Source organism: Nocardia halotolerans, assembly GCF_042650145.1.
In the GTDB taxonomy this organism is placed as follows: domain Bacteria; phylum Actinomycetota; class Actinomycetes; order Mycobacteriales; family Mycobacteriaceae; genus Nocardia; species Nocardia halotolerans.
Genome location: NZ_JBHSDL010000014.1, coordinates 1,094,409 through 1,118,499 on the forward strand (window position 1 = coordinate 1,094,409; position 24,091 = coordinate 1,118,499).

At 66.1% G+C, this 24,091-nt stretch carries 18 protein-coding genes and 3 CRISPR repeat arrays; of the genes, 9 read left to right on the plus strand and 9 right to left on the minus strand.

The genetic code is table 11. The annotated features are described in order from the left end of the window. Positions 1-53: 53 nt before the first annotated feature. Positions 54-2,660 (plus strand): valine--tRNA ligase, encoded by a 2,607-nt coding sequence (locus tag ACFO5K_RS15695; RefSeq protein ID WP_378562429.1) that lies wholly within the window; start codon positions 54-56, stop codon positions 2,658-2,660. 77 nt (positions 2,661-2,737) lie between these two features. Beyond that, a CRISPR array of direct repeats spans positions 2,738-3,941; the repeat unit is 37 nt; unit sequence GTTGAGATTCTCGCCGAGCTGTGAGGCCCGGCGCCGC. A gap of 211 nt (positions 3,942-4,152) precedes the next feature. On the opposite strand, the gene cas3 is transcribed toward ACFO5K_RS15695, so the two are convergent. The 7 genes from cas3 to cas5c form a co-directional block, all read right to left on the minus strand. Beyond that, on the minus strand, positions 4,153-6,447 hold the full coding sequence (gene cas3, locus ACFO5K_RS15700) for a CRISPR-associated helicase Cas3' (protein WP_378562432.1): 2,295 nt from the start codon (positions 6,445-6,447) through the stop codon (positions 4,153-4,155). A 240-nt stretch (positions 6,448-6,687) separates the two neighbouring features. Then, a CRISPR array of direct repeats spans positions 6,688-7,587; the repeat unit is 37 nt; unit sequence GTTGAGATTCTCGCCGAGCCGTGAAGCCCGGCGCCGC. Between the two features lie 145 nt (positions 7,588-7,732). Next, complete coding sequence (gene cas2, locus ACFO5K_RS15705; protein ID WP_378562435.1) at positions 7,733-8,023, minus strand: CRISPR-associated endonuclease Cas2; 291 nt, start codon at positions 8,021-8,023, stop codon at positions 7,733-7,735. Positions 8,024-8,026: 3 nt separating this feature from the next. Further along, a complete protein-coding gene (cas1c, locus tag ACFO5K_RS15710; RefSeq protein WP_378562438.1) occupies positions 8,027-9,043 on the minus strand; it encodes a type I-C CRISPR-associated endonuclease Cas1c in 1,017 nt (338 codons plus the stop codon). After that, positions 9,040-9,732: a CRISPR-associated protein Cas4 gene (gene cas4 / locus ACFO5K_RS15715; RefSeq protein ID WP_378562440.1), complete on the minus strand. Its 693-nt coding sequence runs from the start codon at positions 9,730-9,732 to the stop codon at positions 9,040-9,042. Before cas4 ends, cas1c begins: the two co-directional genes overlap by 4 nt. After that, complete coding sequence (gene cas7c / locus ACFO5K_RS15720; protein WP_378562443.1) at positions 9,677-10,567, minus strand: type I-C CRISPR-associated protein Cas7/Csd2; 891 nt, start codon at positions 10,565-10,567, stop codon at positions 9,677-9,679. Before cas7c ends, cas4 begins: the two co-directional genes overlap by 56 nt. Positions 10,568-10,625: 58 nt before the next feature. After that, entirely contained in the window at positions 10,626-12,479 is a 1,854-nt protein-coding gene (locus ACFO5K_RS15725; protein ID WP_378562445.1) for a type I-C CRISPR-associated protein Cas8c/Csd1, read from the minus strand. 14 nt (positions 12,480-12,493) lie between these two features. Then, a complete protein-coding gene (gene cas5c, locus ACFO5K_RS15730) occupies positions 12,494-13,225 on the minus strand; it encodes a type I-C CRISPR-associated protein Cas5c (protein WP_378562448.1) in 732 nt (243 codons plus the stop codon). A gap of 154 nt (positions 13,226-13,379) precedes the next feature. Beyond that, positions 13,380-14,144: a CRISPR direct-repeat array (repeat unit 37 nt; unit sequence GTTGAGATTCTCGCCGAGCTGTGAGGCCCGGCGCCGC). Between the two features lie 1,145 nt (positions 14,145-15,289). Here cas5c and ACFO5K_RS15735 point away from each other — a divergent pair. After that, positions 15,290-16,708, plus strand: a complete 1,419-nt coding sequence (locus tag ACFO5K_RS15735) for an MFS transporter (protein WP_378562450.1) — start codon at positions 15,290-15,292, stop codon at positions 16,706-16,708. Positions 16,709-16,895: 187 nt separating this feature from the next. Here ACFO5K_RS15735 and ACFO5K_RS15740 read toward each other — a convergent pair whose 3' ends face one another. Next, positions 16,896-17,660: an MBL fold metallo-hydrolase gene (locus tag ACFO5K_RS15740; RefSeq protein WP_378562453.1), complete on the minus strand. Its 765-nt coding sequence runs from the start codon at positions 17,658-17,660 to the stop codon at positions 16,896-16,898. Positions 17,661-18,034: 374 nt separating this feature from the next. Between ACFO5K_RS15740 and ACFO5K_RS15745 the strand changes: the two genes are divergently transcribed. From ACFO5K_RS15745 to ACFO5K_RS15775, 7 genes are all read left to right on the plus strand, one after another. Then, positions 18,035-18,178 (plus strand): hypothetical protein, encoded by a 144-nt coding sequence (locus ACFO5K_RS15745; RefSeq protein ID WP_378562455.1) that lies wholly within the window; start codon positions 18,035-18,037, stop codon positions 18,176-18,178. Positions 18,179-18,264: 86 nt separating this feature from the next. Next, positions 18,265-18,813: a carboxymuconolactone decarboxylase family protein gene (locus tag ACFO5K_RS15750; protein WP_378562458.1), complete on the plus strand. Its 549-nt coding sequence runs from the start codon at positions 18,265-18,267 to the stop codon at positions 18,811-18,813. Positions 18,814-18,874: 61 nt separating this feature from the next. Next, entirely contained in the window at positions 18,875-19,141 is a 267-nt protein-coding gene (locus ACFO5K_RS15755; RefSeq protein ID WP_378562461.1) for a YdeI/OmpD-associated family protein, read from the plus strand. A 114-nt stretch (positions 19,142-19,255) separates the two neighbouring features. Next, on the plus strand, positions 19,256-19,870 hold the full coding sequence (locus ACFO5K_RS15760) for a fasciclin domain-containing protein (RefSeq protein ID WP_378562464.1): 615 nt from the start codon (positions 19,256-19,258) through the stop codon (positions 19,868-19,870). 116 nt (positions 19,871-19,986) lie between these two features. Next, the gene (sigK, locus tag ACFO5K_RS15765; RefSeq protein ID WP_378562467.1) at positions 19,987-20,637 is read left to right on the plus strand and encodes an ECF RNA polymerase sigma factor SigK; all 651 of its coding nucleotides are present in this window, start codon (positions 19,987-19,989) and stop codon (positions 20,635-20,637) included. Then, positions 20,634-21,359, plus strand: coding sequence for an anti-sigma factor (locus tag ACFO5K_RS15770; RefSeq protein WP_378562470.1), 726 nt, complete (start codon positions 20,634-20,636; stop codon positions 21,357-21,359). The genes sigK and ACFO5K_RS15770 overlap by 4 nt, the downstream gene beginning before the upstream one ends. Before the next feature lie 46 nt (positions 21,360-21,405). After that, positions 21,406-22,950, plus strand: a complete 1,545-nt coding sequence (locus ACFO5K_RS15775) for a molybdopterin-dependent oxidoreductase (protein ID WP_378562473.1) — start codon at positions 21,406-21,408, stop codon at positions 22,948-22,950. Positions 22,951-22,961: 11 nt separating this feature from the next. Here ACFO5K_RS15775 and ACFO5K_RS15780 read toward each other — a convergent pair whose 3' ends face one another. Then, positions 22,962-23,912, minus strand: a complete 951-nt coding sequence (locus tag ACFO5K_RS15780; RefSeq protein ID WP_378562476.1) for a Ppx/GppA phosphatase family protein — start codon at positions 23,910-23,912, stop codon at positions 22,962-22,964. Positions 23,913-24,091: the final 179 nt, after the last annotated feature.

The following is a 24,091-nucleotide window of genomic DNA, read 5'->3' on the forward strand; positions in this document are numbered from 1 at the left end:
CTTCCACCGGCGGCCGAGAGACCAGCGAAACGCAGGCAATAAGCTGGTCAGCTGTGACCGAATCCCACCGCACTGACAGCACGGACCCCACAACCCTGCCGACGACCTTCGTACCGGTAGAGCTAGAGGGCGAGCTGTACGTACGGTGGGTAGCCAACGGCTACTTCACAGCCGACGAGACCAGCGACAAGCCCGCCTACGCGGTCGTCATCCCGCCCCCCAACGTCACCGGCCGCCTCCACATGGGCCACGCCTACGAACACACCCAAATCGACGCCATCACGCGCCGCAAACGCATGCAGGGCTACGAGACGCTGTGGCAGCCAGGGATGGACCACGCCGGAATCGCCACGCAGAACGTGGTCGAGCGAGAACTCGCCAAGGAAGGGTTGTCCCGGCATGACCTCGGGCGCGAGGCGTTCGAGGCGCGGGTCTGGCAGTGGAAGGCCGAGTCCGGTGGCGCCATCTCCGATCAGATGCGTCGCCTCGGTGCCGGCGTCGATTGGGACCGTGAACGGTTCACGATGGACGAAGGGCTCTCGCGCGCCGTCCAGACGATCTTCAAACGGCTCTACGACGACGGACTCATCTACCGAGCCGAACGCATCATCAACTGGTGTCCGCGCTGCGCGACCGCAATTTCCGACATCGAAGTCGACCACAAAGACCTCGACGGCGAGCTGGTGTCGATCCGTTACGGCGAAGGCGACGACGAGCTCGTTGTCGCGACCACTCGCGCCGAAACGATGCTCGGTGATACCGCTGTGGCCGTGCACCCCGACGACCCGCGATACCGCCACCTCGTCGGCCGCGAGATCGATCTTCCGATGACCGGCCGTCGCATCCCGGTCGTCGCGGACGAGCACGTCGACCCCGAGTTCGGCACGGGCGCGGTCAAAGTCACCCCGGCCCACGATCCGAACGACTTCGAGATCGGCCAGCGCCACGACCTGCCCTCGATGACGGTGATGGACGAGCGCGCGATCATCACCGCCCCCGGCCCGTTCCAAGGGCTCGACCGCCTCGAAGCCCGCAGCGCGGTCGTCGCCGCGTTGCACGCCGAGGGACGTATCGTCGCGGAGAAGCGTCCCTATTCCCACGCTGTCGGGCACTGCTCGCGCTGCGGCACCGTCATCGAGCCGCGCCTGTCGATGCAGTGGTGGGTCAAAGTCGCGCCGCTGACCAAAGCCGCCGGAGACGCCGTCCGCGACGGCCGCGTCGCCATCCACCCGCCAGAGCTGGCCGGCCGCTACTTCGACTGGGTCGACAACCTGCGCGACTGGAACATCTCCCGCCAGCTCTGGTGGGGACACCGCGTCCCCATCTGGTACAGCCCCACCGGCGAGACCATCTGCGTCGGTCCCGACGAAACTGCACCGGAAGGCTGGACCCAAGACCCCGACGTTCTCGACACCTGGTTCTCCTCGGCCTTATGGCCGTTCTCGACCATGGGCTGGCCCGACCAGACCGAAAGCCTCACTAAGTTCCACCCGAACAGCGTGCTGTTCACCGGGTACGACCTGTTGTTCTTCTGGATCGCCCGGATGATGATGTTTGGGCTCTACGCCACCGGGCAGCCCCCGTTCGCCGAGATCGCCCTGCATGGAATGGTGCGCGACAAGCACGGAAAGAAGATGAGCAAGAGCTTCGGCAACGTGGTCGACCCGATCGAGTGGATGGACTCCTACGGTACCGACGCACTCCGCTTCGCCCTCGCCCGCGCCGCCAATCCCGGCACCGACGCACCGATCGCCGAAGAGTCCGTCGCGGGCAGCCGCAACTTCACCACCAAACTCTGGAACGCGAGCCGATTCGCCCTCCTCAACGGCGCTACCACCACCGGGCCGCTGCCACCGGCCGAGAAACTCTCGGTGACCGACCGGTGGATTCTGTCGCGTCTGAACACCGTGATCGCCGAGGTCGACAACTACTTCGAGGACTACCAGTTTGCGAAACTGTCCGACCTGCTGTACCACTTCGCCTGGGACGAAACCTTCGACTGGTACCTCGAACTGTCCAAAGCCGTATTCGCCCAAGGTGGTTCACCCGCCGAGGCGTCCCGCCGAGTGCTGGGCCACGTGCTCGACACGCTGCTGCGCCTGCTGCACCCGCTCGTGCCGTTCGTCACCGAGAAGCTATGGACAACTTTGACCGGCGGAGAATCGGTCGTCATCGCCACCTGGCCACAAAATTCCGGCTTCCGAGACCCCGGCGCCGAGGCCACGGTTGCCCAGCTGCAGCACCTCGTTACCGAAGTTCGACGGTTCCGCTCCGAGCAAGGTGTACGCACCAGCCAGCGGGTCCCCGCCGAAATCGAGCTCACCGACGCACTGACCGGGTATGAGGCGGCCATCCGGCAACTGCTGCGCCTCGATCCCCCAACAGCCGATTTCCACTCGACCGCGGCTCTGCCGATCGGAGACTCGCGTATCAGTCTCGACTTGTCGCAAGCGATCGACGTCGATGCAGAGAAGCGGCGCCTCGAGAAGGATCTCGCCGGCGCGCTCAAGGAAATCGAGGCTGCTGCTATGAAGCTGAGCAACGACAGCTTCCTCGCGAAAGCTCCCGACGATATCGTCGCCGGCATCCGCACTCGTCATCGGAACGCCGAGCTCGACGCTCAACGAATCCGCGAGCAGCTCTCGATGTTACTCGGATAGCACTGCTGAGATTCTCGCCCGAGCAGTGAGGCCGGGCGCCGCAGCTGGGCACGGGTCGGATCAGCCTGCAGAAGCAAGTTGAGATCCTCGCGGAGCTGTGAGGCCCGGCGCCGCGACTCGCGCGGGTAGAGGGTGAAGCACTCCACCATGTTGAGATTCTCGCCGAGCTGTGAGGCCCGGCGCGGCCTGACAGCGTGGGCGCGCAAGCTGCCCATCCGTGCCAGAGTTGAGATTCTCGCCGAGCTGTGAGGCCCGGCGCCGCAGCCGCTGCAAGGCGTTCATCACCCCGGTCACCTTGTTGAGATTCTCGCCGAGCTGTGAGGCCCGGCGCCGCCACCGACACAGGAGGCACCCTGATGGCCGCACTCACCGTTGAGATTCTCGCCGAGCTGTGAGGCCCGGCGCCGCCCGGTGACGCCCGCAAGGCGTGGCGGGTCGTCGATGTTGAGATTCTCGCCGAGCTGTGAGGCCCGGCGCCGCTTGCGCTTGACGCGAATGGTGCCGATGCCCTGGGAGTTGAGATTCTCGCCGAGCTGTGAGGCCCGGCGCCGCCGTCGCACGAGGCGTGGAAGGTGCACGGCCAGGCCGAGGTTGAGATTCTCGCCGAGCTGTGAGGCCCGGCGCCGCAACCAGGCCCTCGACCCCACTGGACAGTGCGGACGAGTTGAGATTCTCGCCGAGCTGTGAGGCCCGGCGCCGCGCAATCCCATTGGTCAGATCTCCTCGGTGGTGGTGTTGAGATTCTCGCCGAGCTGTGAGGCCCGGCGCCGCGGAAGTGGTGATCATGACCGAGAACACCGATCAGCTGTTGAGATTCTCGCCGAGCTGTGAGGCCCGGCGCCGCCCTCGACTCGATGCGTGTTCAGCAACCCGAAGACTGTTGAGATTCTCGCCGAGCTGTGAGGCCCGGCGCCGCCCGCCCGCGTACAGCGCGCGCTCCCATGTCCAGCTCTCGTTGAGATTCTCGCCGAGCTGTGAGGCCCGGCGCCGCGTCGGCGAGTGGTCCGGATCGCGGTGGATCGAAATCGTTGAGATTCTCGCCGAGCTGTGAGGCCCGGCGCCGCCCGCTGATGCTCGAGCATCGCCTGCCATTGCTCCGCGTTGAGATTCTCGCCGAGCTGTGAGGCCCGGCGCCGCACGATCCGTCGCTCACCCAGGCGGGCAGCAAGTTGCAGTTGAGATTCTCGCCGAGCTGTGAGGCCCGGCGCCGCCCATGAGAAGAGTGCGGATGATCGGATCGAGGTGTTGAGATTCTCGCCGAGCTGTGAGGCCCGGCGCCGCGCTGGATGAACTGCAGATATGCCGAGTGGCTACTGCCGATGATGCCATGTGGGCCTCCCAGCTACTCCATTGTGCCTGTTCGTAACTTCGGAACCTCCCAGGGAATTCGGTTGCACCTGGGGTTCCCAGGCAGCTCGGCCAGCACGACATCAACGTGCGGATCGCCAAGGGCGGACCTCGATGCTCGCGAGGACGAGTGACAGATCGGATGTCAAAGCACGGACTGGAAGGCACTGGTATCCAGACCGGTCCCTTGACAAGATGCACGATCCCACCTGTAGGCGCCTTTCCATATTCCCAGATCTCCGCTGACCGGCTCGATAAGAGCAGCAACTTCGGGTTGTTGAACTGTTCGGCGACGCAGTTGTACGATCCACGGCTGCAGTTCGCGTAATGCTGTGCGGGCATGGTCGGTTCCCGACACCAGCATCGCCAGCCATCGGTTGATCGAATGCGCGTGGTGTTCGTCGACAATGACGACCGGCACTGTGTCGTCGTCGATCATCCGGAAGGCTTTCCTGCGGTCACGACCGGCCCCCGTATCAGGCCCCTCGGCGACACTCTGAAAGTTGAGTTTGGTCCGGTTGCGTTGAATCGCCTGGCCAACAGAATCTTTCCGGCGGTCGATCACAGTGTTGTCCAGACCGATTTTGTTGTACAGGCTGCGGTAGTAGGCGGCGAGAACGGCTTGGTTGTCGAGTTCAGGGCCGTCGGGGCCGAACATGTCAGCGGTCAGGTGAGCGGGTACGGCGTTGTCTTTCGGAGCCTTGCCATCGACAGGGTCGAAGACGACGACCACTCCCCCGTCAGGAAATTCACCGTTGCGGTTCGCGCGACCGGCCGCCTGCTGCAGTGAGTCTGCCCCTGACAGTGCCCGCCACACCGTGGGGAAGGAGATGTCGACACCTGCTTCGATCAGAGTCGTCGCCACCACCACCGTCGGCACACCGGCCTTCATCCGGTCGATGATCACCGCCAAGACTTCACGACGATGCCGAGGTGCGAGCCGTGTCGACAAATGCCACACCTGCCCTTCTCGCCGAACTTGTAGTAGGTCATAGAGGTTGGCGGCGTCGTCGATCGAGTTCACGACCACCAGTGCCTGCTCGCAGACCGCGACCTCGTCGGCGACCTGCTCCCACGTCGGTTTCGGATCGGTCCGCCACTCGTAGCGCACCCGTCGTGCCTGGTCGAACAGGGGCTGCGGGTCGGCGATCACCTCCTCGATCACCAGACGCTCCCCTGCCCCGTCCTGGCCGTTCCACACCGACAGAGCTTCGAATTCCGGTTGCGTGGCCGAAGTCAACAGCACCGTCGTACCGAAATGCTCGGCCAGGATCCGCAGCCCATCCAAGATCGGCAACAATAGCTTGTGCGGCAGCGCCTGGACCTCGTCCAGAATCAGCACCGCGTTTGCCAAGCGGTGCAGCTTGCGGAGCTGGCTGGGTTTGCGCCCGAACAACGACTCGAACAACTGCACCGTCGTGGTCACCACAAAGGGCGCATCCCAGTTCTCCGCCGCCAACCGCGCCCACCGATCCGCCGCGCCCGAGGCGTTGTCGCCATTGTCATCGTTTTCACTGCGGTAGCGGACGCTGGAGTGATGCTCGAGCACCACCTGCTCGTCCTCGGTGTCGAGCAACCCTCGATACACAGCCGCGTTCTGCTCGGTGATCGTGATGAACGGGACCGCCACCACCACCCGGCGTTTCCCGAACGCTGCCGCGTGATGCAACCCGAAACCTGCCTGCGCGAACGTCTTCCCCAGGCCCGTCGGTGCCGCTAGTCGAAATACCCCCGGTCCCCGCGACGCCGCCGCCACCGATGCCGCGTACACCTCTTCCCGCAAACCACCCACCACCGAATCACGACTGTGGGCACTGATCGCTGCAGCCCGGCGGCGTTCGAAACGCGCCACCAATGCATTCATATCGGCGTGCGCGGCAACCCGCGGGCCTGCCCAGCCCGCGCGGTGTGCGCCGGTGTCGAGGTGATCGGCATCCACCAACGCCGAGAACACCATTCGCACACGCATCTCAGTCACCTGCTGCGGCGCTGTTCGCCATCGCGTCGGCAGCAACCCCACATCACACAACACCGTCGATGCCTCAGGAACGCAACGGAAGAATCTCTCCGCAGTCACCGGCTCGCTATCGTCCGCAATCGCGGCCAGCTGGGCCTTGAACTCGGCCAGATCGGTCAACCCACCGTGATGCCCGGCGATCGTCATCGCGAACACACCCAAGCGCGGCGCCACCAGCCTGGCACCGAACTCCTTGTGCGGCACACCAACCGGCGCGTCCGTGCCATCCACGACCGCCAACCGGTCCTGCCATGTACACGATGCCTTGCCCGCGTCATGGGAGAGCCCCGCCGCGAACGCCACCTGTCCAGCGCCGAATTCCTCCGCGAACCAGCCTGCCCACCATGCCGTCGACCGGCAATGCTCACTCAAGTGATGACGCCGACCAGACACCGCACTTCGGCTGTGCGCCCAAATGTCCACAGCCGCAATCTAGAACATGGTACCGACAACCAGTCGTACAATCGGGCTTGCGTTCGACAACACCCGAGGCCCGAATTGGCCACAGCTGAACGCTCAAGCCGGTGCTGGTGGACTCTTGCGTGCTCAACGTCGCGATTCTCGCCGGCATCGACGTGAGCATCGGGACAGAGTGAAGGTTCGGCCCGCGCCGTGAGGCTCGGTGCCGCGCACCAGCAGCCACGTGTCCACGCAGTCCCGGCTGTTGAAATTCTCGCCGAGCCGTGAAGCCCGGCGCCACTTTCCGTCGTTGTAGAACTTGGGTTCCTTGGTCTTGTTGAGATTCTCGCCGAGCCGTGAAGCCCGGCGCCGCCGTAGACGCGACCCGCACGGTTCACCACAGGTCGATGTTGAGATTCTCGCCGAGCCGTGAAGCCCGGCGCCGCTAGGGATCTCGACCCCTGCCCGGCTGCGCATCGTGCAGTTGAGATTCTCGCCGAGCCGTGAAGCCCGGCGCCGCCCGACCGACCGTTTATGGTCGCGGCACCGGCCGGATGTTGAGATTCTCGCCGAGCCGTGAAGCCCGGCGCCGCTGCCGGTGGTGGTGAGGCCGTGCACGATCGAGCAGTTGAGATTCTCGCCGAGCCGTGAAGCCCGGCGCCGCGTTCGACATCGACGGGCGCCCGCTGCGCGGCCCGTTGAGATTCTCGCCGAGCCGTGAAGCCCGGCGCCGCCTGGTCGATGACGCCCGCGAGGTCACCGGTGTGACCGTTGAGATTCTCGCCGAGCCGTGAAGCCCGGCGCCGCTGCGCGGGTTACGCACGGAGCCGCCACGGTAGGGGTTGAGATTCTCGCCGAGCCGTGAAGCCCGGCGCCGCGATCGCGGCGGCTACCGTGCTGCCTGAATTGAGGGTTGAGATTCTCGCCGAGCCGTGAAGCCCGGCGCCGCGCTGTGCGTTCTGTGCCTGCGTTGCCGTGTCGAGGTTGAGATTCTCGCCGAGCCGTGAAGCCCGGCGCCGCCGCGACCTGGCGCCGGTTGTTCTTGGTGAATTTCCCGTTGAGATTCTCGCCGAGCCGTGAAGCCCGGCGCCGCGCAGGCAGCTCGCGCACTGAGCAGCAAGGCCCGTGTTGAGATTCTCGCCGAGCCGTGAAGCCCGGCGCCGCTCTGCGCAACCAGCATTTATGTGCGCTAGCTACCATAATTCGCGTGTTTCATCGAGTCCAGCAAGAAGTTTCCCGAGGTCGATGGTTCGGAACCTTCCAGGGGTTCGGCACGCACCCAGGGTTCCGAACCTGGCTGTTCCACGAATCACAGGATGAGTGGTCCATCGTGTGGCGGGTCGACCGCGGCTCCGAGGTGTTGTGCGGCGGTGAACGTTCCGTGGTCGAGTTGGTAGATGCGGACGCTGTCGGTCCGGTGGTCGATCGCGTGGTTCAGCGCGGCGAGTAACTGCAACCGGGTGGTCGGAGTACAGGTGACTTCGAAGACCGACTTCTGGACCCGGTGTCCGTAGCCTTCGCAGATGCGAGCGACTTTACGGAGCCGGGCAGCACCAACAGGGGTGACGGTTTCGACGTCGTAGGTGATGAGAAGTTCCATCGGTCAAGACACCGTCCAGGGGATGTAGGTGTCGGTGTCACCGCGTAGGTGTCGGGCGAGAAGGCGTGCCTGCACCAGTGGGAGCATGGCGGTGGGGATTTCACGATCGAGGTAGGCGTGGGGCCAACTCCGGTCGCGGGCCAACGACCACTGTTCGAGGAAGAATTTGCGGCCGGCGTCGGTGAGCTGGACGGCCCCGTCGGGCAGCGTTTCGGTGTGTGAGGCTTTGATCTGGCTGCGGTTGATCAGAGTCAGAACCAGCCGGTCGACCAGTAGTGGCCGGAACTCCTCCATCATGTCCAAGGCTAGGGCGGGTTTGGCGGGCCGGATTCCGTGTAGGAAGCCGATATAGGGATCCAGGCCGACCTGTTCCAGCGCGCCGTGCACGCTGCTGCGCAGCATGCCGTACCCGAATGACAGCAGGCAGTTGAACGGATCGGTCGGGGGACGTTTGCGGCGGCCTGGTTTCACCGCCGGTGCCAGCGCCGGAAGTGCTTGGAAGTAGTCGCGGGCGGCGCGCCCCTCCACACCGCGCACTTCGTCCGGATTGGCGCAGTCACGCAGGACGGTCAAAGCGGTGGCGTGCTGGTCGGCGACTGCGCGCAACGTGTCCTGGCGGGCGCCGGTGAGGTCGCGGGCACTGCGCAGGATCAGTTGTCGATAGTTGTGCAGTTTGCCCGCGACCATCGCTTTCGCCAAATCCAGGCAGGTAGCCGGGTTTTCGTGGGCGCGAGCTTGGCCCAGGCGCAGGTGCGGGTTGCCGGTGACCGGTCCGGCAACCCGTGCCAGGAACTTACCGTTGCCAGTGACCCAGGTGACCCCGCGTCCGTCGGCGGCGCAGCGGTGCATGAGGTCGTCGGTGACGGAGACGCCGTTGAACGCCACGATCTCCTCGATCCGGATCAGCGGCAGCAGATGCCTGCCCGGGCGGTCCGGGTGAAAGACGCGCAAGGCGTCTCCGTCAAGGTGCAGGCTGGTGCCCGGAGTCGTGACATACAGGGTTTTGAGCAGTTCGGTCACAGCGCTTCTCCCGCCGCACGAGGGGTGAACAGATCAACAGAGCGAGAGCTGCCGGTCTGGGGCACGCATCCCGGTGCCAGCGAACACCGTCGACACCGTCGGTCGTGCACCGCCCGTGGGAGCGCACCGGTGTCCAGCAGTGCTCGAAGCTCGGCGATAATCTCACCGACTCGGGCTTCGATGGCCGGGTCGACGGTAACGCGGTGGTGTTGGCGGTCGCGGCCAGCGAACACCTCACCGTGGGGGATGTCGCTGTCGAACATCTCCCGCAGGCACAGCACTTGCGCGGCGACCTGTAGATCAGCGGCCCCTCCGAGACGGTACGTGCCGGATTTGTGTTCGACCGCAACCGGGCCATCGCTGGTCCAGTGCACAGTGTCGCAGATCCCGTGCATCCCGAGCCGATCGGAGTACACCGGCAACGACCTCCACACCCGAACTCCGTTCCGACCGGTCAACACACCGCCGCGGTCGACGGCCTGGTGAGCCAGATCGCCGCGGACGGTGTCGGTGTTGGACTCGAAATACGCTTCCTGCCAGATCAGTACAGCCTGACGTCGACAGTAGGCATAGTGCTCGATCGCCGAGATCGGCACGCTCCAGACCTCGGCACCGTCCCCGAGCTCGTTCATCTCAGGCGAACACCTGGGTGTAGGCCACCCCGGTCGGCAGACCGTCGGTGAGGACATCGACGGTGTAGTCACCGAACCGACGCGGCGGGAGATTCGGGTCGCGGCCTTCCGCGGTGCCGACCTGGACGCGTTCGAGGAGTTTGTGGGCCGGGGCGTTACCGAAGGCGTTGTCGTGGCTGAACACGTGCAGCCCCCGCGACACCATCCTCCCCCGCGAGGCGGCGGCATCGTGGTCGAACATCATCTCCATCACCTGGTACAGCAGCTCGAAGTCCTTGGCATCGACACCAGTTTGAGTGCCGCGCGCCGCGGAGTAGCTGATCTCAGCTTTGTAGAGGGCGTAAGGGACCGTCCACTTCGACCCCATCTCCGTGGACTCGCCCTTGGCGATGTCTTCCTCGCGGGTCTGGGTGACACGGGTGATCGTGTGGGTCGCGGGCAGGATCGCATCGATCGACCGCGCCATGCCGAACTGCAGTGGCCCACGGATACTGCCCAGCGCGTTGGTGTCGCCGGTCGACAGGACCGCGCCGAACCAACGGATATCGGCATAACGGTCACACAGCCACGCCCGCGCGGTCGCGGCCTGTTCCGGAGTGATCTTGGACTTCAGTTTGAGCCCGTTGGCGGTGAACGACTCAGCCAACCGAGTGTTGAGAGCATGACCGGCCTCCACGAAGATCCCGTACCGCGGGTTGCCTGCCGCCGCCAGGGAGAGGGTGTCGCGGATCTTGCGTTTGATCGCGACATCGGTGACCAGACCGTTGCTGGTCTCGATATCCATGCGCGGCTGGTTACCGGCGTCGGGATCGCCGTTGGGGTTGCCGTCGGTCACGTCGAACATGAACACCATGTCGTGACGCACAGCAGGGTTCAGATGAGCAGAAGACATTGCCGAGTCCTTCAAAAGAGTTGGGAGAAACGGGAGCTGGCCGAGTGAGCGAAACGGTCTAGTTTTCGAGCTGGGCTTTCGCGGTGTAGCGCTGCTGGTAGCGTCCCATCGCGAACCATTCCTGCTGAACGAGGTTGCAGCGCAAGGGAGAACCGCCAGCCTCTTGGAGCTGTCCGTAGACCTCTTGAAGCTGACGGTCCCACCAGATTGCGTGAGCGTCGCCGTCACGGCGCCGGATCTTGGCCACCCATGCCGTCGACAGCCGAAAACCCTGAATCAGAGCCGGTTTAGGGCTCATGACCGCGCTGCGCAGGTACCGGTCACCGAAGGTGGCATTCACCCCGGAGCGGTCCGAACCGGACTCCGACAATTGATCATCGCCGGCATCGGTGTTGTTCTTGCGGGGCGGGTTGTGGGCCCGGTATTGCAGGTTCTCCATGACGGCGAACAAACGTCCGGCCAGATAGGCAGGCTCGGTGCAGAGGGGGTCCAGGGTTTTCGGGACGGTCATGGTGGCGCTCCTGATGTGGGGACTTCTGGTCAGTCCGAGCCGGATCAAGCTCATGCGGGTGTCGTCGAGTCTGCCGTCGCTACAGATGCGGTGGATCAGATGAGCACGCATTCCGACCGGAAGCGGCCTCCTCAGTGCCGCTGCTTCGAGCAGATGCCGCACAACATGGTTGGGCCGGTCCGGGTTCGGCCGCACGCCTTTCGGCACGAACGGCAGATACCTCTTCTGGGTGGCGTCCCAGCGGCCTAAGCACGCCGCCATCCGCCCCAAACCCTGCCACGGTTTCCCCGCGGGAATGCTGCGCCCGTCGGGCAGCGTCACCGGCTTGGAACGCCGGGGCACGAGCTCGTGGTCAGCGAACCACGCCGCAACGTTTCCGAAGTGGCTCACCATGGCCGGATCGGCATCCGCGAAAGGCATGTCGACCCACTCACGGACCAAGATCCGGGCCACCTGACCCGACACCCCCAGCCAGCAGAACCGGCCACCGTCCGGACGGAACCTCCCCTTGCCCGAGTTCACTGCCGCGAGAAACTCGCGAACGTCGGTTGAGTTGGGCTCGACCACCATCGACATGACATCCGGTTCATCGGTGTCGGTGGTCCACCACGCCAGCCGGGTGTCCTGCCCGGGGTAGGAGAGACTGTGCTCGGCCGAGGACAGCAACGAGGTGAGCCCGACAGTGATGTCATCGGCGCACCGCATACAGATCGGGGTATGGGTCAACTGCGTGGCCAGGTCGTAGCCGAATGCCGGTTCGTTGATGCTGATCAACGCCGCATCATTACTCGCCCCCGGAATCAGCCCTGCCGGGACCTTGCCCGGGATCGTGTTCGCCAACGCGCCGGTTTGCGCGCACACCATGCACAACCCGCGACGCCCACTGCCCTTGCTCGCCCCGACCCGCTCGGCCCAGAACCCCGCAACACTCGGACTGCGATGTGCGGGGACACCATTGACCGAGACCAAGACGCCGTCCTTGGCGGTCAGCTCCTCGACTTCCGCGACCTTCGCCAGCCAGCCATCGCGATAGAACCGTCGCAGCACATGTGGCACCGGATCGACCTCGGGATCGACCGAATCAGCCCATAAACACACCAACTCGACAAACGCCTCATGGCACTGCCGCACCCGCTCGGGCTTGGACTTCTCGTCACCGCGCCCGAGCACATACTGAGCGTCATCGATGGCCAGGTTCGCCGAGACTCCCACTGTCCGTGTCGAGGCAGGAACCGTATGCACCACACCACGCTTGGGCTTGTCGACACTACGTAGCGGTGACAGAACGGCGCTGACGATCTGACCGGCAATATCGGTGGCGATATCGAGGGTCCACCGCAACTCCCGATCCCGGTGAAACGCCGGCACACCGCCACGATGCGCCGCGGCGAAGTCGGTCAATCGAGTCAGCAGCATCAGAGTTGCTCCTCGGTCAACCCATGCTTGGGTACCTCCATCACACCAGCGGTCAATTTCGCCCGGAACCAGCGCGAACGACGTGGTGTCGTCGTGTAGTCGATGCTGTGCAACACCAGACCCAGCTCTGCGGAGACCTCAACGGCCGAGGAGTCGTCAGGTTGACCGAAGTAGGCGGGAAACTCACGGGTACCCAGGAACGGTTGGGAGAAGCACCGCCCCGTCTCGACCCGCCGCCGGAACTGATCCCGGTACGCCGCCTCCGGCTTGTCCGCATGCGGAAACCGGTTGATCTGCGCGTGGATCCGATACGACACATCCTTCAGGCACAACGCGTTCCGTTGCGCCCGATTCGCCGCGGTATCAACCCGGCGTCGACCCGACGCCGCGTCAGCCAGCGACACCACCTCGGTGGTTTCGTTGCGACGCAACGTGAACTGCTTGATCGGGGCCAACACCTCGATGTGTGTTATCCGGTACTCGAACTCCGGCTTCCAATACACCGCCTTGAGCGCCCCCATCGCCGCTGTCGGCGTCATCACCGGGTAACTCACCCGCTCCGCCGTCAACCCGGGCTGGGTGAAACACGCACCCGGCCCCCAAACCTGCACAACCAAGGACATCAGACCTCCGATCCGAACAAGCAAACGATGAACACCCCACAGCCCCAACACGATCCCCGAGGGCCACAGCGCCACATCATGCACGTGACCACCGACACGTTTGAACACCAAGAAGAGCAAACGGCTTCAAGCAGCGGTTATCGCGCCCCTGCCAAGCCAATCCAGGCGATCGACCGCTGGTTCCGCCATCACGTTCGCCAGGATCGCCGTCCATCAACTCCACCGACCCATCGACAATGCAAAGGCTTCCCGCTGTTGTTGAGATTCGATTCTCGCCGAGCTGTGAGGCCCGGCGCCGCCTGGATCGCCAACCGATCCGACTGGTCGTCCATCCGGTGTTGAGACTCTCGCCGAGCTGTGAGGCCCGGCGCCGCTCGGCAACCACCCCGGGAGCCGACCGGAGTTGTCGGTTGAGATTCTCGCCGAGCTGTGAGGCCCGGCGCCGCTCCGACTACGCCGACGTCGTCTATGACGTGCTCAAGGCCGTTGAGATTCTCGCCGAGCTGTGGGGCCCGGCGCCGCTGGCGGCGGATGTCCGACGTTGCTGGCGACCGACACGTTGAGATTCTCGCCGAGCTGTGAGGCCCGGCGCCGCAGCTTTTCCCGTGCGCTGGCTCCGTCACGTGATTTATCGTTGAGATTCTCGCCGAGCTGTGAGGCCCGGCGCCGCACCACCTTGTCCCTCGTCCGTCTACCCGTGGGGTGTTGAGATTCTCGCCGAGCTGTGAGGCCCGGCGCCGCCGCGGTGTGCGCCTGGTCGCACCCGGCCCGGAAAGTTGAGATTCTCGCCGAGCTGTGAGGCCCGGCGCCGCTCTTCCATTTCCCGGATCGTGTCGAACGCCTTATCGTTGAGATTCTCGCCGAGCTGTGAGGCCCGGCGCCGCTCACCGTCCAATGCCTCTTGCCGCGTCACCTGGAAGTTGAGATTCTCGCCGAGCTGTGAGGCCCGGCGCCGCACCGAAGCACGGTCAGCTGCCCCTCGGTGAGGTCGTTGAGATTCTCGCCGAGCTGTGAGGCCCGGCGCCGCTCTGAATGACCTGCAGATATGCAGCAAGGCTACTGCCGATGACCTGCAATCGACCTCTCCGATACCGCGCTGTGCCTGTTCACGAGTTCGGAACCCCATAAGGATTCCTGTCGCACCTGGGGTTCCTAACCGCTCGCCGAGATGACGTCCAAAGACAGACTCAAACCTTAACGTGCCCGACACCAGAGTCCATCCTGCTAACGACCGTCGCACGCACTGGCAGGCTGTTAACCACTGTCCCCCGATCCTGCAGCAGCCCCATGGACGACACCAGTGAACAGACCCCCGCCCGCAGCGACGAAGCCGCCGACCACCCCGGTGGCGGCACCGCACCCGCACCATCCTGATTACCGCCACGACCCCGGCGCTCGTCTACCTCGCCGAAGGAGCGCTCATCAACTCGGCGCCCGCTGACCAAATGGCTGTGGTAACCATCTCGCGTCAGCGCTAGTCAAGTTCGTACCGATTACCGAGGCTATCCGGATCGATTCTCTCGGTGGATATTTCAAACATGTCGCCAGCAGCCTGCGCGGCGCTTTGTTCTCTCCGGATCGGTGGGCCAACCGCCCGTGTGCCAGGACAAAATTTGGAATCACCGGGCAAGTGCCAAGGAGATCGGGTACCGAATCTATTTGTACGTGAAACAGGTCTGTCACGAAAGAGCCGGAGGCCAGGATGCTCGCGCGGTCAGCGCCCACGCTCGTGGCCGCGCGGGTTCTCGCGCAGGGCACTGCCAATGGCATTCTCATCGCGCGGTTCCAGTCGGCGAGGGCGCTTCTTGCCCGGTTTCGCTGATAGGCACCCGACCGGCTCCGGTTCCGTCGTTGCCACCGGTGGTTGCGAGGTCGTGGTCGGCTGTTGGACGGTCGCACTCGGCTGCTCCGGTGGTGGTAGCCGTGTCCACCGGTTCCGTTGCGCCCGACGGCGGCTGCGTGGGCTTCGGTGGATGTGATTCGCGCTGCTAGTATCTGCGGCATGTCAGCCGCTTCGTGCTCGGCCGCTTGCGCGGCAGTGACCAGGATGTCCCGCTAGCGGCGGGACGTCCGGCTCACAACACACCTCACCTGGAACGTCCAGTCGCTTCGTGATTCATCCGGAGCGGCCCTTTGTGCTGCTCGTAACTCTTTTGAGCGACGGAGCAATAGATGCGTTCAGGCATTTCCCCTGATACCCGCGGGCTCAGCCCCGCCCCTGTGCGCGTATGGCTCGTGCTGTGCGCGATGTCCATGCTGCAGTTCTTCATCGCGGTCGACGTGACCGTGGTCAACATCGCGCTGCCATCGATCGGCGCGGACTTCGGCGTCGAGGGCCACTCCCTGACCTGGGTCGTGGTCGGTTACACCGTCACCGGCGGCGGGCTGCTGATGCTCGGCGGCCGGCTCGGTGACCTTCTCGGCCGGCGCAGCACCCTGCTGGTCGGCACGACCCTCTTCGGCGCGGCTTCCGTGCTGGCGGGGCTGGCCCCGTCCTTCCCGGTCTTGGTCGCCGCACGCTTGCTCCAGGGAGCCGGCGAGGCCGTCGCGCTGCCCGCGGCGATGGCGACCATCGTGCTGCTGTTCCCTGAGGGCCCGCGCCGGTCGCGCGCCCTGAGCGTGTGGGCCGCCGTGGCCAGCTGCGGCCTGGTGCTCGGGTTCGCCCTGTCGGGAATCATCACCGCCCACCTGGGTTGGCGCTGGATCTTCCTGATCTCGGTGCCGTTCATCCTGGTCGTGATCGTGGCCGCGCTCGTCCTGATCCCGGCAGACCGGTCCGCGTCTCGTGAGCGGGTCCGACTGGACCTTCCGGGCTCGCTCCTGCTGACCGCGTGCCCGTTGTTGTTCGTCTACGCCGTGGTCGAGGCGGCGGAGCCTGCTGCCGATCCGTGGGTGAGCGTGGTCGCGCTAGTCGGCGCGGCGCTGGCCGCCGTCGGGTTCGTACGGGTCGAGTCGATGTCGCCGAATCCGCTTGTCCCGCTGACGTTCTTCGCGGACCGTGCTCGGCTGCGGGCGAACCTGACGACGATGCTGCTCAGCGGTGCGTTGTCGACCTCGTTCCTGCTGTTCACCTTCTACCTGCAGGACCGGCTCGGTATCGGGCCGCTGGGGGCAGGCCTCACGATGCTGCCACTGGCTGTCGCGCTGATCGCGGCATCGGTGCTCGTGCCCCGGCTGCTGGGACGCTGGGGCGCACGTGCGTGCGTGCTGGTCGGACTCACGGCTGCTGCGGGCGCGATGGCTGTGGTCGCATTCGTGGCGGTCCTGGGTGGTGGGGCGGTATGGCTGCTCCCGGCGATGATGCTGATCGCAGCGGGTATGGGCTTCGGACTCGTTGGTCTGCAGTACATCGCGGTCAGCGGGACCACTGACGAGGACGCCGGGATCGCTTCCGGCGTCCAGCGAGCAGCAGACCAGTTCGGCGGAGCAGCCGGTGTGGCTGTCTACGTAGGTCTCGGGTTCGCCCCGGCCCTGCACGGACGGGACCCGTTCGTGATCGCCGCGGTACTCGCCGTCGTCGGGCTGATCGTCGGTGCCATGATCATCTCCCGCTCGCCGGACACCGCGGTGCGGCAGCCGCAGGCCGAGTAGCAGAGCGGGCTGCCGTGCCGCGCCGAGACGGCTGCGGCGCGGCAGCCACTCTGGGTTCGCGTCTCGCTGGGGCACTGAAAGGCCAGTTCAGGGGCCGATAAATGGGTCTGAGCTCTTGCCTTCCAGAGATCACACGCTTCGGACGAGGTTGGTTGGCCAGGCGCTTTGGCATCTGAGTTCGCCCTGCTCAGAGGGGCGGCTCAGCCGAGGAGGAAAGGTGTTGGGAGGCGTCGTGGTCGTGCGTGGGGATCAGGCGCATCAGGTGGCGTGCGAGGTGCAGCCTGTGCAGCGTGGAGAATGCCGCATCTCGATCGAAGTCGACCTGCGCCAAACCCCCAGGAAACGAAGGCTTCTGTCGAATGCGGTCGATCTGCTCGTAGTGCCAAGCGGCATCTCCGGCGATCAAAACCCAGCCGCTAGGCGTGCGGGCAAGGACGCCGATGCTGCCGGGAGTGTGGCCGGGGAGGTCGACGAGCAGTACCGAGGAGTCGCCGAACAGGTCATGCGATGCCGCAAATGAGGCGACCGGTGGGCCATCCAGGTCATAGGTGACGACCGAACGCCCGTCAGTCAGGGCCGTCCGAACACCTCCGACGGGCGGGCGCTCGGAGCCGAGGACCCAATCCTTCTCGATCCCGCGGAGATACACCGGCAGTTCAGGCATATCGAGCAGGCCACAAACATGGTCCCAATGGGCATGCGTAGGAAGTGCGAAATCCGGCCGGAACCTCGTGGCGAGAAGTGAATCGACAGTCGCGATCGTTGCGGCAGGAGGGGTGGCGACCTTGCGCACCAACCAGGGGTGCTCCTTCAAAGCCTTGTTCCGCGCATCGCGGCAGTACGCGGGATCCACGAGGAAGGTGGCCTCTGGATGCTGGACCACGTAGGTCGTGAGCGAGGTCCGAAGCCGCCGCCATGGCGGTGCTCCCTCGATGACGCCGACCGCGGGCACGATTCGTGGCACCTGTGGCAGCGCTCGGACGGTGACGGTGCGGGTGCCGGGCGGCAGACCGGCATCTACGATGCTGTCGAGCAGTCGCTGGTCCGCCGGCCGAGGGCGCACAAGCCCTCGGGCAAACCCCGCCATCGCGCCGCAGACTTCGTGTGGGGTGGGCGACTCGGGCAATTCCCGAGTGGCAGCGGTTGCGTCATGTGGCATCTGACCGTACTTCCTGTCGCGGTTGTCTGTGGTCGGCGACGCTGTAGCCGAGCACCTGACGGGCGTGCCCGTCACGGGTTGCACAGAGGGACATGACGCCTCGCCCCGGCCGCTGCAACTGCGACCCGCGGAAGCCTTGCTGGCCAATCTTCCATGCCGATCACAGAATGCGCTACACCGCAGCGGATTTCGCAGCACTCGGCGCATCGCTGGGTGTGGCCTACGGTATCGGCCCCACCCGAGCCGAGGCCGGACGCCAAGCCTTCGACAGGCTCGCCGAGAACCAACCGGAGGCGATCTCGGCACCATGAACGGCAGTCCGCTGCCCCCTGGGCTTCGGCCGCCTTCCGGCGTAGATTTCGACTGGACGAGCAGTCGACTCGAAGGGGTGTCAACGATGCGGGCTCTACAGCGAATTCGGAACTACACCAAGGTGATCGGGCAAGCCAGGCGTAATCGTGGGGACCTGGTCGGCTGGCTGGGACGGCGGCCGCAGATCGGGGTGGCGACCGTGGGGTACGAGACGGCGTTGTTGTTCAGCAACAAGCTCGATCCACGGCTCAAAGAGCTCGCCGAGCTCAAGACGGCGGGGCTGGTGGCCTGTCAGTTCTGTCTCGATGTCGGTTCGGCGCTGGCGCACACCAGCGGGCTGACCCGGCAACAGATCACCGATCTGCCGCGCTACCGCACCAGTGATGCCTACAGCGAGTTGGAGAAGCTGGTGATCGAGTTCGCCGAAGCCATGACCGTGACGCCGGCGGTCGACATCGACGACCTGCGCTCGACGCTGCTCACCCACCTGACGAAGACGCAGCTGGCCGAACTGGCCGCGACCATCGCCTGGGAGAACCAGCGGGGCCGCCTCAATCAGGGGCTCGGGGTGCAGCCGACGGGAATGGCCGACGGCATGGCGTGCGCGATGCCGGAGCCGCCGCGCATCTCTTAGGCCCAGACCGCGCTCGGATGCGCCGGTCCGGGCCCTCGATATCAGGGGTTAACCTGGGATGATGAGCGATGCAACGGTGCCCGGTGGTGTGGTGCACGAGTTGCCCGCGGATCTGCGGGCGGCGTTGAGCGCGAACGAGGTGGCCCTCGCGGCGTGGCACGACATCACCCCGCTGGCGCGCAACGAGTTCATCTGCTGGGTCGAGGACGCCAAGCAGGCGGCGACGCGGGAGCGGCGCATCCGGCGCACGCAGCAGGAGCTGGAAGAAGGTCAGCGCCGACCCTGCTGCTGGCCGGGTTGCGCCCATCGCGAGCGAACCGGCAGATAGCGCCCATCCGGCCCGGGTGGCTGGCCGAAATCCTTCCGTCAAACAGCAGCTGTGCGGCAGTGACCGCCCGGACGGAAGTGATGGAAGACCATGCGATCTGTACGCAATTCTCTGATGGCGGCTCTGCTGCTCGGCTCGGTGGCCGGTGTGGCGGCCTGTTCGCAGGACAACGAGGCGGAGACGACGACTCCCGCCGGCACCGCCGCGGCATCGTCGGCGATGACCACCCAGGCGGCCGCGGGCCCGGTCGGACCCGGCTGTGCCGAGTACGCGGCCCAGGTGCCGTCGGGCCCGGGATCGGTGGCGGGGATGGCCGAGGACCCGGTGGCCGTGGCGGCCTCCAACAATCCGATGTTGTCGACGCTCGTGTCGGCGGTGTCGGGGCAGCTCAATCCGGAGGTGAACCTGGTCGACACGCTCAACGGTGGTGAGTTCACCGTCTTCGCCCCGGTCGACTCCGCGTTCGGCAAAATCGATCCCGCCACCATCGAGTCGTTGAAGACCGATTCGGCCACTCTCACCAGCATCCTGACCTACCACGTGGTGCCGGGCCGGATCGAGCCCAAGCAGATCCCCGGCACCCATGCGACGGTCGAGGGCGCCGAGGTCGAGGTCAGCGGCTCCGGCGACAACCTGACCGTCGACGATGCGAAGGTGCTGTGTGGTGGTGTGCAGACCGCCAACGCCACCGTCTACATGATCGACACCGTGCTCATGCCACCGGCGTGATCGCCCAGGCACCGGCGCGCGGCCTAGGCTCGGGAGAAGAATTTCGTCGTCGCACCCATCCGCCGCGGTGGGTGGGCCGAAATCCCTCCCATGCGCATGGAAGCAGGGGCCCAACGATGACGAATGTCCCCGGATCTTCGCCGATCCGCTTGCGATCGGTGCCCACCGACCGGCCGCCCGCCTGTCCCACGGACCGTGGGGCGGATCGGGCTGTGCAGGCTCGGCTGGTGACGCTGCTCGACGACATCGCCGCGGGCAGCCGGCCGGCGTTCACCGAGTTCTATCGCGCGACCAGTCCACGGGTCTTCGGGCTCGCGCTGCGGGTGGTGCGCAGCCATGCCGTCGCCGAGGAGATCGCGCAGGAAGTATTCCTGCAGGCCTGGTCGTTGGCCGCGGACTATGACGCCGACCGGGCCAGCCCGATCGGCTGGCTGATGATGCTCACCCATCGGCGGGCGGTGGACCGGGTGCGCGCCGAGCAGTCGGCCACGAGTCGTGACCTGGTGTTCGGGCACTGCCACCTCGGCCGCGACCACGATGTGGTGGCCGAGGCCGTGACCCAGCGACTCGACGAGCAGTCGGTGCTGGACTGTCTGGAGACGATGACGACCCTGCAGCGGGAATCGGTCGCGCTCGCCTATTACAGCGGGCGCACCTATGTCGAAGTCGCCGAGACCCTGGACGTGCCGTTGCCGACGGTGAAGAGCCGGATCCGGGACGGTTTGAAAAGGCTCGAGAATTGTTTGACCGGAGGGACTTCCCGATGAGCGAGACAGATCGGCGGACCCCTTGGTCGTGGTTCGACGAGGCCTACCCCTACGCGCTCGACGCGCTCGACGACCGGCAGCGCCGTGACATCGACGAGCGGCTACAGGCCGCCGGCCCCGATGTGGCCGCCGACTTCCACGCGAATGTGCGGCGGATCCAGGAAACGCTCGCCGCGCTGACCGCCATGGACGTGGTGACACCGCCGGCCCGGCTCGAGGCCGCGGTGTTGCGAGCGCTGGACCAGCACGATGCCCGTCGCCTGCGTCCGGTACCGGGCGTACGGCGCCCGGTGACCAGGTGGCTCGCCACGGCGGCGGCCGCGGTGGCGATCGCCGGTGCGGCGGTGGGCATCACGGTCGTCGTCGACCGGGCGAACGACCCACCCGGCACGGTCACCGCGCAACAGGTGCTCGACCGGCCCGACAGCCGTGAGAGTTCGGCGCCGGTCACCGGCGGCGGTGAGATGACGGTGCACCTGTCGAAGGAGCTCGGCGCGGCGGCGGTGGCGTTCCATGATCTGCCCGCTCTGCCCGCAGACCGCGCTTATCAGTTGTGGCGGGTGCCGTCCGGCGGGCAACCGCAATCGGTGGCGGTGCTGGCCGGACAACCCATGGTGGTGACGTCGGTCGAATCGGCAGACGTGCTTGCCGTGACCGTCGAACCCGCGGGTGGTTCGCCGAGCCCGACGCTCCCGGTGCTCGCCGGTGTGACGGTCAGCTGAACCAGCCTGCGGCGGCCGCGCGCAGCCATATCTTCAGGAGGTCAGCATGATTCATCACGCACACCGGCGGCCGGGGCGTGGCGCGGCCGCGGCGGCAGCCACGGTGGCCGCGGCCGCCGTGCTCGCCGTCGGTCATCTCGTGGCCGTGTTCGTCGCCCCCGCCGCGTCGCCGTTCTTCGTGCTCGGCGCCACGGTGGTCGACAACACGCCGAAGTGGTTGAAGGACAGCGCTATCCGCTGGTTCGGCGCCAATGACAAACTCGCACTAGCGATTTCGATGGCAGTGGTGATGGTGCTCGCGGCGAGTCTGCTCGGTCAGCTCGCCCGGCGCCGTTTCGCTGTCGCGGCCGCCGTGCTCACCGCGCTCGGCGTGACTGTCGCGTTTCTGGCGGTGGGCCGCCCCGCTGCCACAGCCTGGTTCGCGGTTCCCGCCCTTGCCGGAACACTCACCGGTGTGGCCGCACTGGCCGTGTTGTTCCTCGGTTTCGCTGGTTCCGCGCAGCCGGACGAGCGCCACGCGGGACCCACTCGTCGCGGTTTCGTGCTGGCGCTGGCCGGGGTCACCGCGGGCGTCGTCGCGGCAGGCGTGGCCGGGCGCTACCTGGCCACCCGACTGCGTGATATCGGTGCCGACCGCGCCGCGTTCCGCCTGCCCCCGGTCGCGAAACCCGCACCGCCCGTGTCGGCGGGGATGGATCTGGCAGTACCCGGGATCACCCCGTTCGTCACCGATGCCGACGAGTTCTACCGGGTCGACACCGCGCTACAACTGCCGTCGCTGACCCGCGGCGAGTGGCGTTTACGCATTCACGGCATGGTCGAACGCGAGATCCGGCTCGACTTCGACGAACTCGCCGGACGCGAAGCGGTGGAGTCGGTCATCACGCTCACTTGTGTCTCCAACGAGGTCGGCGGCGACTTGCTCGGCACGGCACGCTGGACGGGATACCGGCTGGCCGATCTGCTGGCCGAAGCGGGCCCCTCCCCCGAAGCCGACATGGTCCTGTCCCGCAGTATCGACGGTTTCACCGCGAGCACACCGCTGGCCGCCCTCACCGGCAATCAGGACGCGTTGCTCGCGGTGGCCATGAACGGGGCTGCCCTGCCGGTGGCGCACGGCTATCCGGCCCGAATGATCGTGCCCGGGCTGTACGGGTATGTCTCGGCCACCAAGTGGGTGGTCGATCTGGAGGTGACCCGCTTCGATCGCGTCGAGGCCTACTGGACCCAGCGCGAATGGGCACCGCGGGCACCGATCAAGACAGCGTCCCGGATCGACGTCCCCGCCGCATTTGCGACCCTGTCCCCGGGTGAGGTGGTCATCGCCGGTGTCGCCTGGGCGCAGGGGCGCGGTATCGCCGCCGTCGAAGTACAGATCGACGACGGTGCCTGGCAGCGGGCCACGCTGGCCGAGGCGTACTCCCTCGACACCTGGCGTCAGTGGGCCTGGCGGTGGGATGCCCTAGCCGGCACCCATTCGCTGCGCGTGCGCGCCACCGACTCCACCGGCTACGTCCAGACCGACGAGCGGACCACACCCTTTCCCGACGGCGCCACCGGTCAGCACAGCCGTGTGGTCACCATCCGTTGAGGGCGGGGCGCTCAACGCGCGATCGACATCGCGATGCCGTCGAGGATGTCGTGTTCGCTGACGACGAGTTCGGTGACTCCGGCTCGGGCGGCCAGTTCGTCGGCCAGCACTTCGGTGATCACCGCGCCACCGCCGATGACATCTACGCGGCCGGGGTGCATGGGGCCGAGGGCGGCGCGTTCGTCGTGGTTCATGGCGACCAGGCGGTCACACACCTGATGGACTGCGTCGAGGCTCAGGCGGGTGAGATGCACTCGCGCCGCGTCGTATTCGGGCAGGTCGAGGGCGACGGCGGTGATGGTGGTCATGGTGCCCGCCACACCGACCCAGGTGCGCACCTTGTCGACGGGGACCTTCGTGAAGGCTTCGTCGAGCTTGTGCTGGGCGAATTCGCGTGCCGCGGAGATTTCTCCGGCGGTCGGCGGGTTGCCGGGGAGGCACCGTTCGGTGATGCGTACGCAGCCGATATCGGCGGAATGGGCGGCCTGCACACCGTTTTCGTCGCCGACGACCAGTTCGGTGGAGCCGCCACCGAGATCGACGACGACGAAAGGCCCCGCGTCGGCGGACAATTCACCCACAGCGCCGGCGAAGGAAAGGCGGGCCTCCTCGTCACCGGTGATCACTTCGGCGACCGCGCCTTCGACCACACGCCCCAGTTCGGTGCGGGTCATCGAGAAGAAGTCGTCGCGGTTCTCGGCATCGCGGGTGGCCGAGGTGGCCACCATGCGCACTCGCGAAACTCCTTGCGCCAGCATTACATCCACGTATTCGACCAGCGCGGCGCGAGTGCGTTCGATCGCCTCGGGAGCGAGCCGGCCGGTGGCGTCCACACCCTGGCCGAGCCGCACGATGCGCATCTCGCGGTGCACATCGGTGAGCCCACCGTCGGCGCCCACTTCGGAGATCAGCAGACGGATCGAGTTGGTGCCGCAGTCCACTGCGGCGATGCGCTCGCTCATGAGTATTCCTCCAGGTCTCGACCGGTTGCTGACCGCGATTATGCCTGCTCGCCACCCTCGGCGGGCCGAGCAGCCAGGATCGTGACAGCGCGGCCCATGGGGCGGGCTGCGCTGTACGCCGGACCTCGGCGTGTGTATGCCCGCCCAGGGCCGGACCGAACCGCCGAACCCGCGAGCGC

Excerpts from the sequence above, each read along its gene's own strand:
- cas2 (WP_378562435.1), bottom strand. The coding sequence starts at position 8,023 with ATGGAACTTCTCATCACCTACGACGTCGAAACCGTCACCCCTGTTGGT.
- cas4 (WP_378562440.1), bottom strand. The coding sequence starts at position 9,732 with ATGTCCTCACCGACGGTCTGCCGACCGGGGTGGCCTACACCCAGGTGT.
- cas7c (WP_378562443.1), bottom strand. The coding sequence starts at position 10,567 with ATGTCTTCTGCTCATCTGAACCCTGCTGTGCGTCACGACATGGTGTTC.
- ACFO5K_RS15735 (WP_378562450.1), top strand. The coding sequence starts at position 15,290 with ATGCGTTCAGGCATTTCCCCTGATACCCGCGGGCTCAGCCCCGCCCCT.
- ACFO5K_RS15745 (WP_378562455.1), top strand. The coding sequence starts at position 18,035 with ATGCGCTACACCGCAGCGGATTTCGCAGCACTCGGCGCATCGCTGGGT.
- ACFO5K_RS15750 (WP_378562458.1), top strand. The coding sequence starts at position 18,265 with ATGCGGGCTCTACAGCGAATTCGGAACTACACCAAGGTGATCGGGCAA.
- ACFO5K_RS15755 (WP_378562461.1), top strand. The coding sequence starts at position 18,875 with ATGAGCGATGCAACGGTGCCCGGTGGTGTGGTGCACGAGTTGCCCGCG.
- ACFO5K_RS15760 (WP_378562464.1), top strand. The coding sequence starts at position 19,256 with ATGGCGGCTCTGCTGCTCGGCTCGGTGGCCGGTGTGGCGGCCTGTTCG.
- sigK (WP_378562467.1), top strand. The coding sequence starts at position 19,987 with ATGACGAATGTCCCCGGATCTTCGCCGATCCGCTTGCGATCGGTGCCC.
- ACFO5K_RS15770 (WP_378562470.1), top strand. The coding sequence starts at position 20,634 with ATGAGCGAGACAGATCGGCGGACCCCTTGGTCGTGGTTCGACGAGGCC.
- ACFO5K_RS15775 (WP_378562473.1), top strand. The coding sequence starts at position 21,406 with ATGATTCATCACGCACACCGGCGGCCGGGGCGTGGCGCGGCCGCGGCG.
- ACFO5K_RS15780 (WP_378562476.1), bottom strand. The coding sequence starts at position 23,912 with ATGAGCGAGCGCATCGCCGCAGTGGACTGCGGCACCAACTCGATCCGT.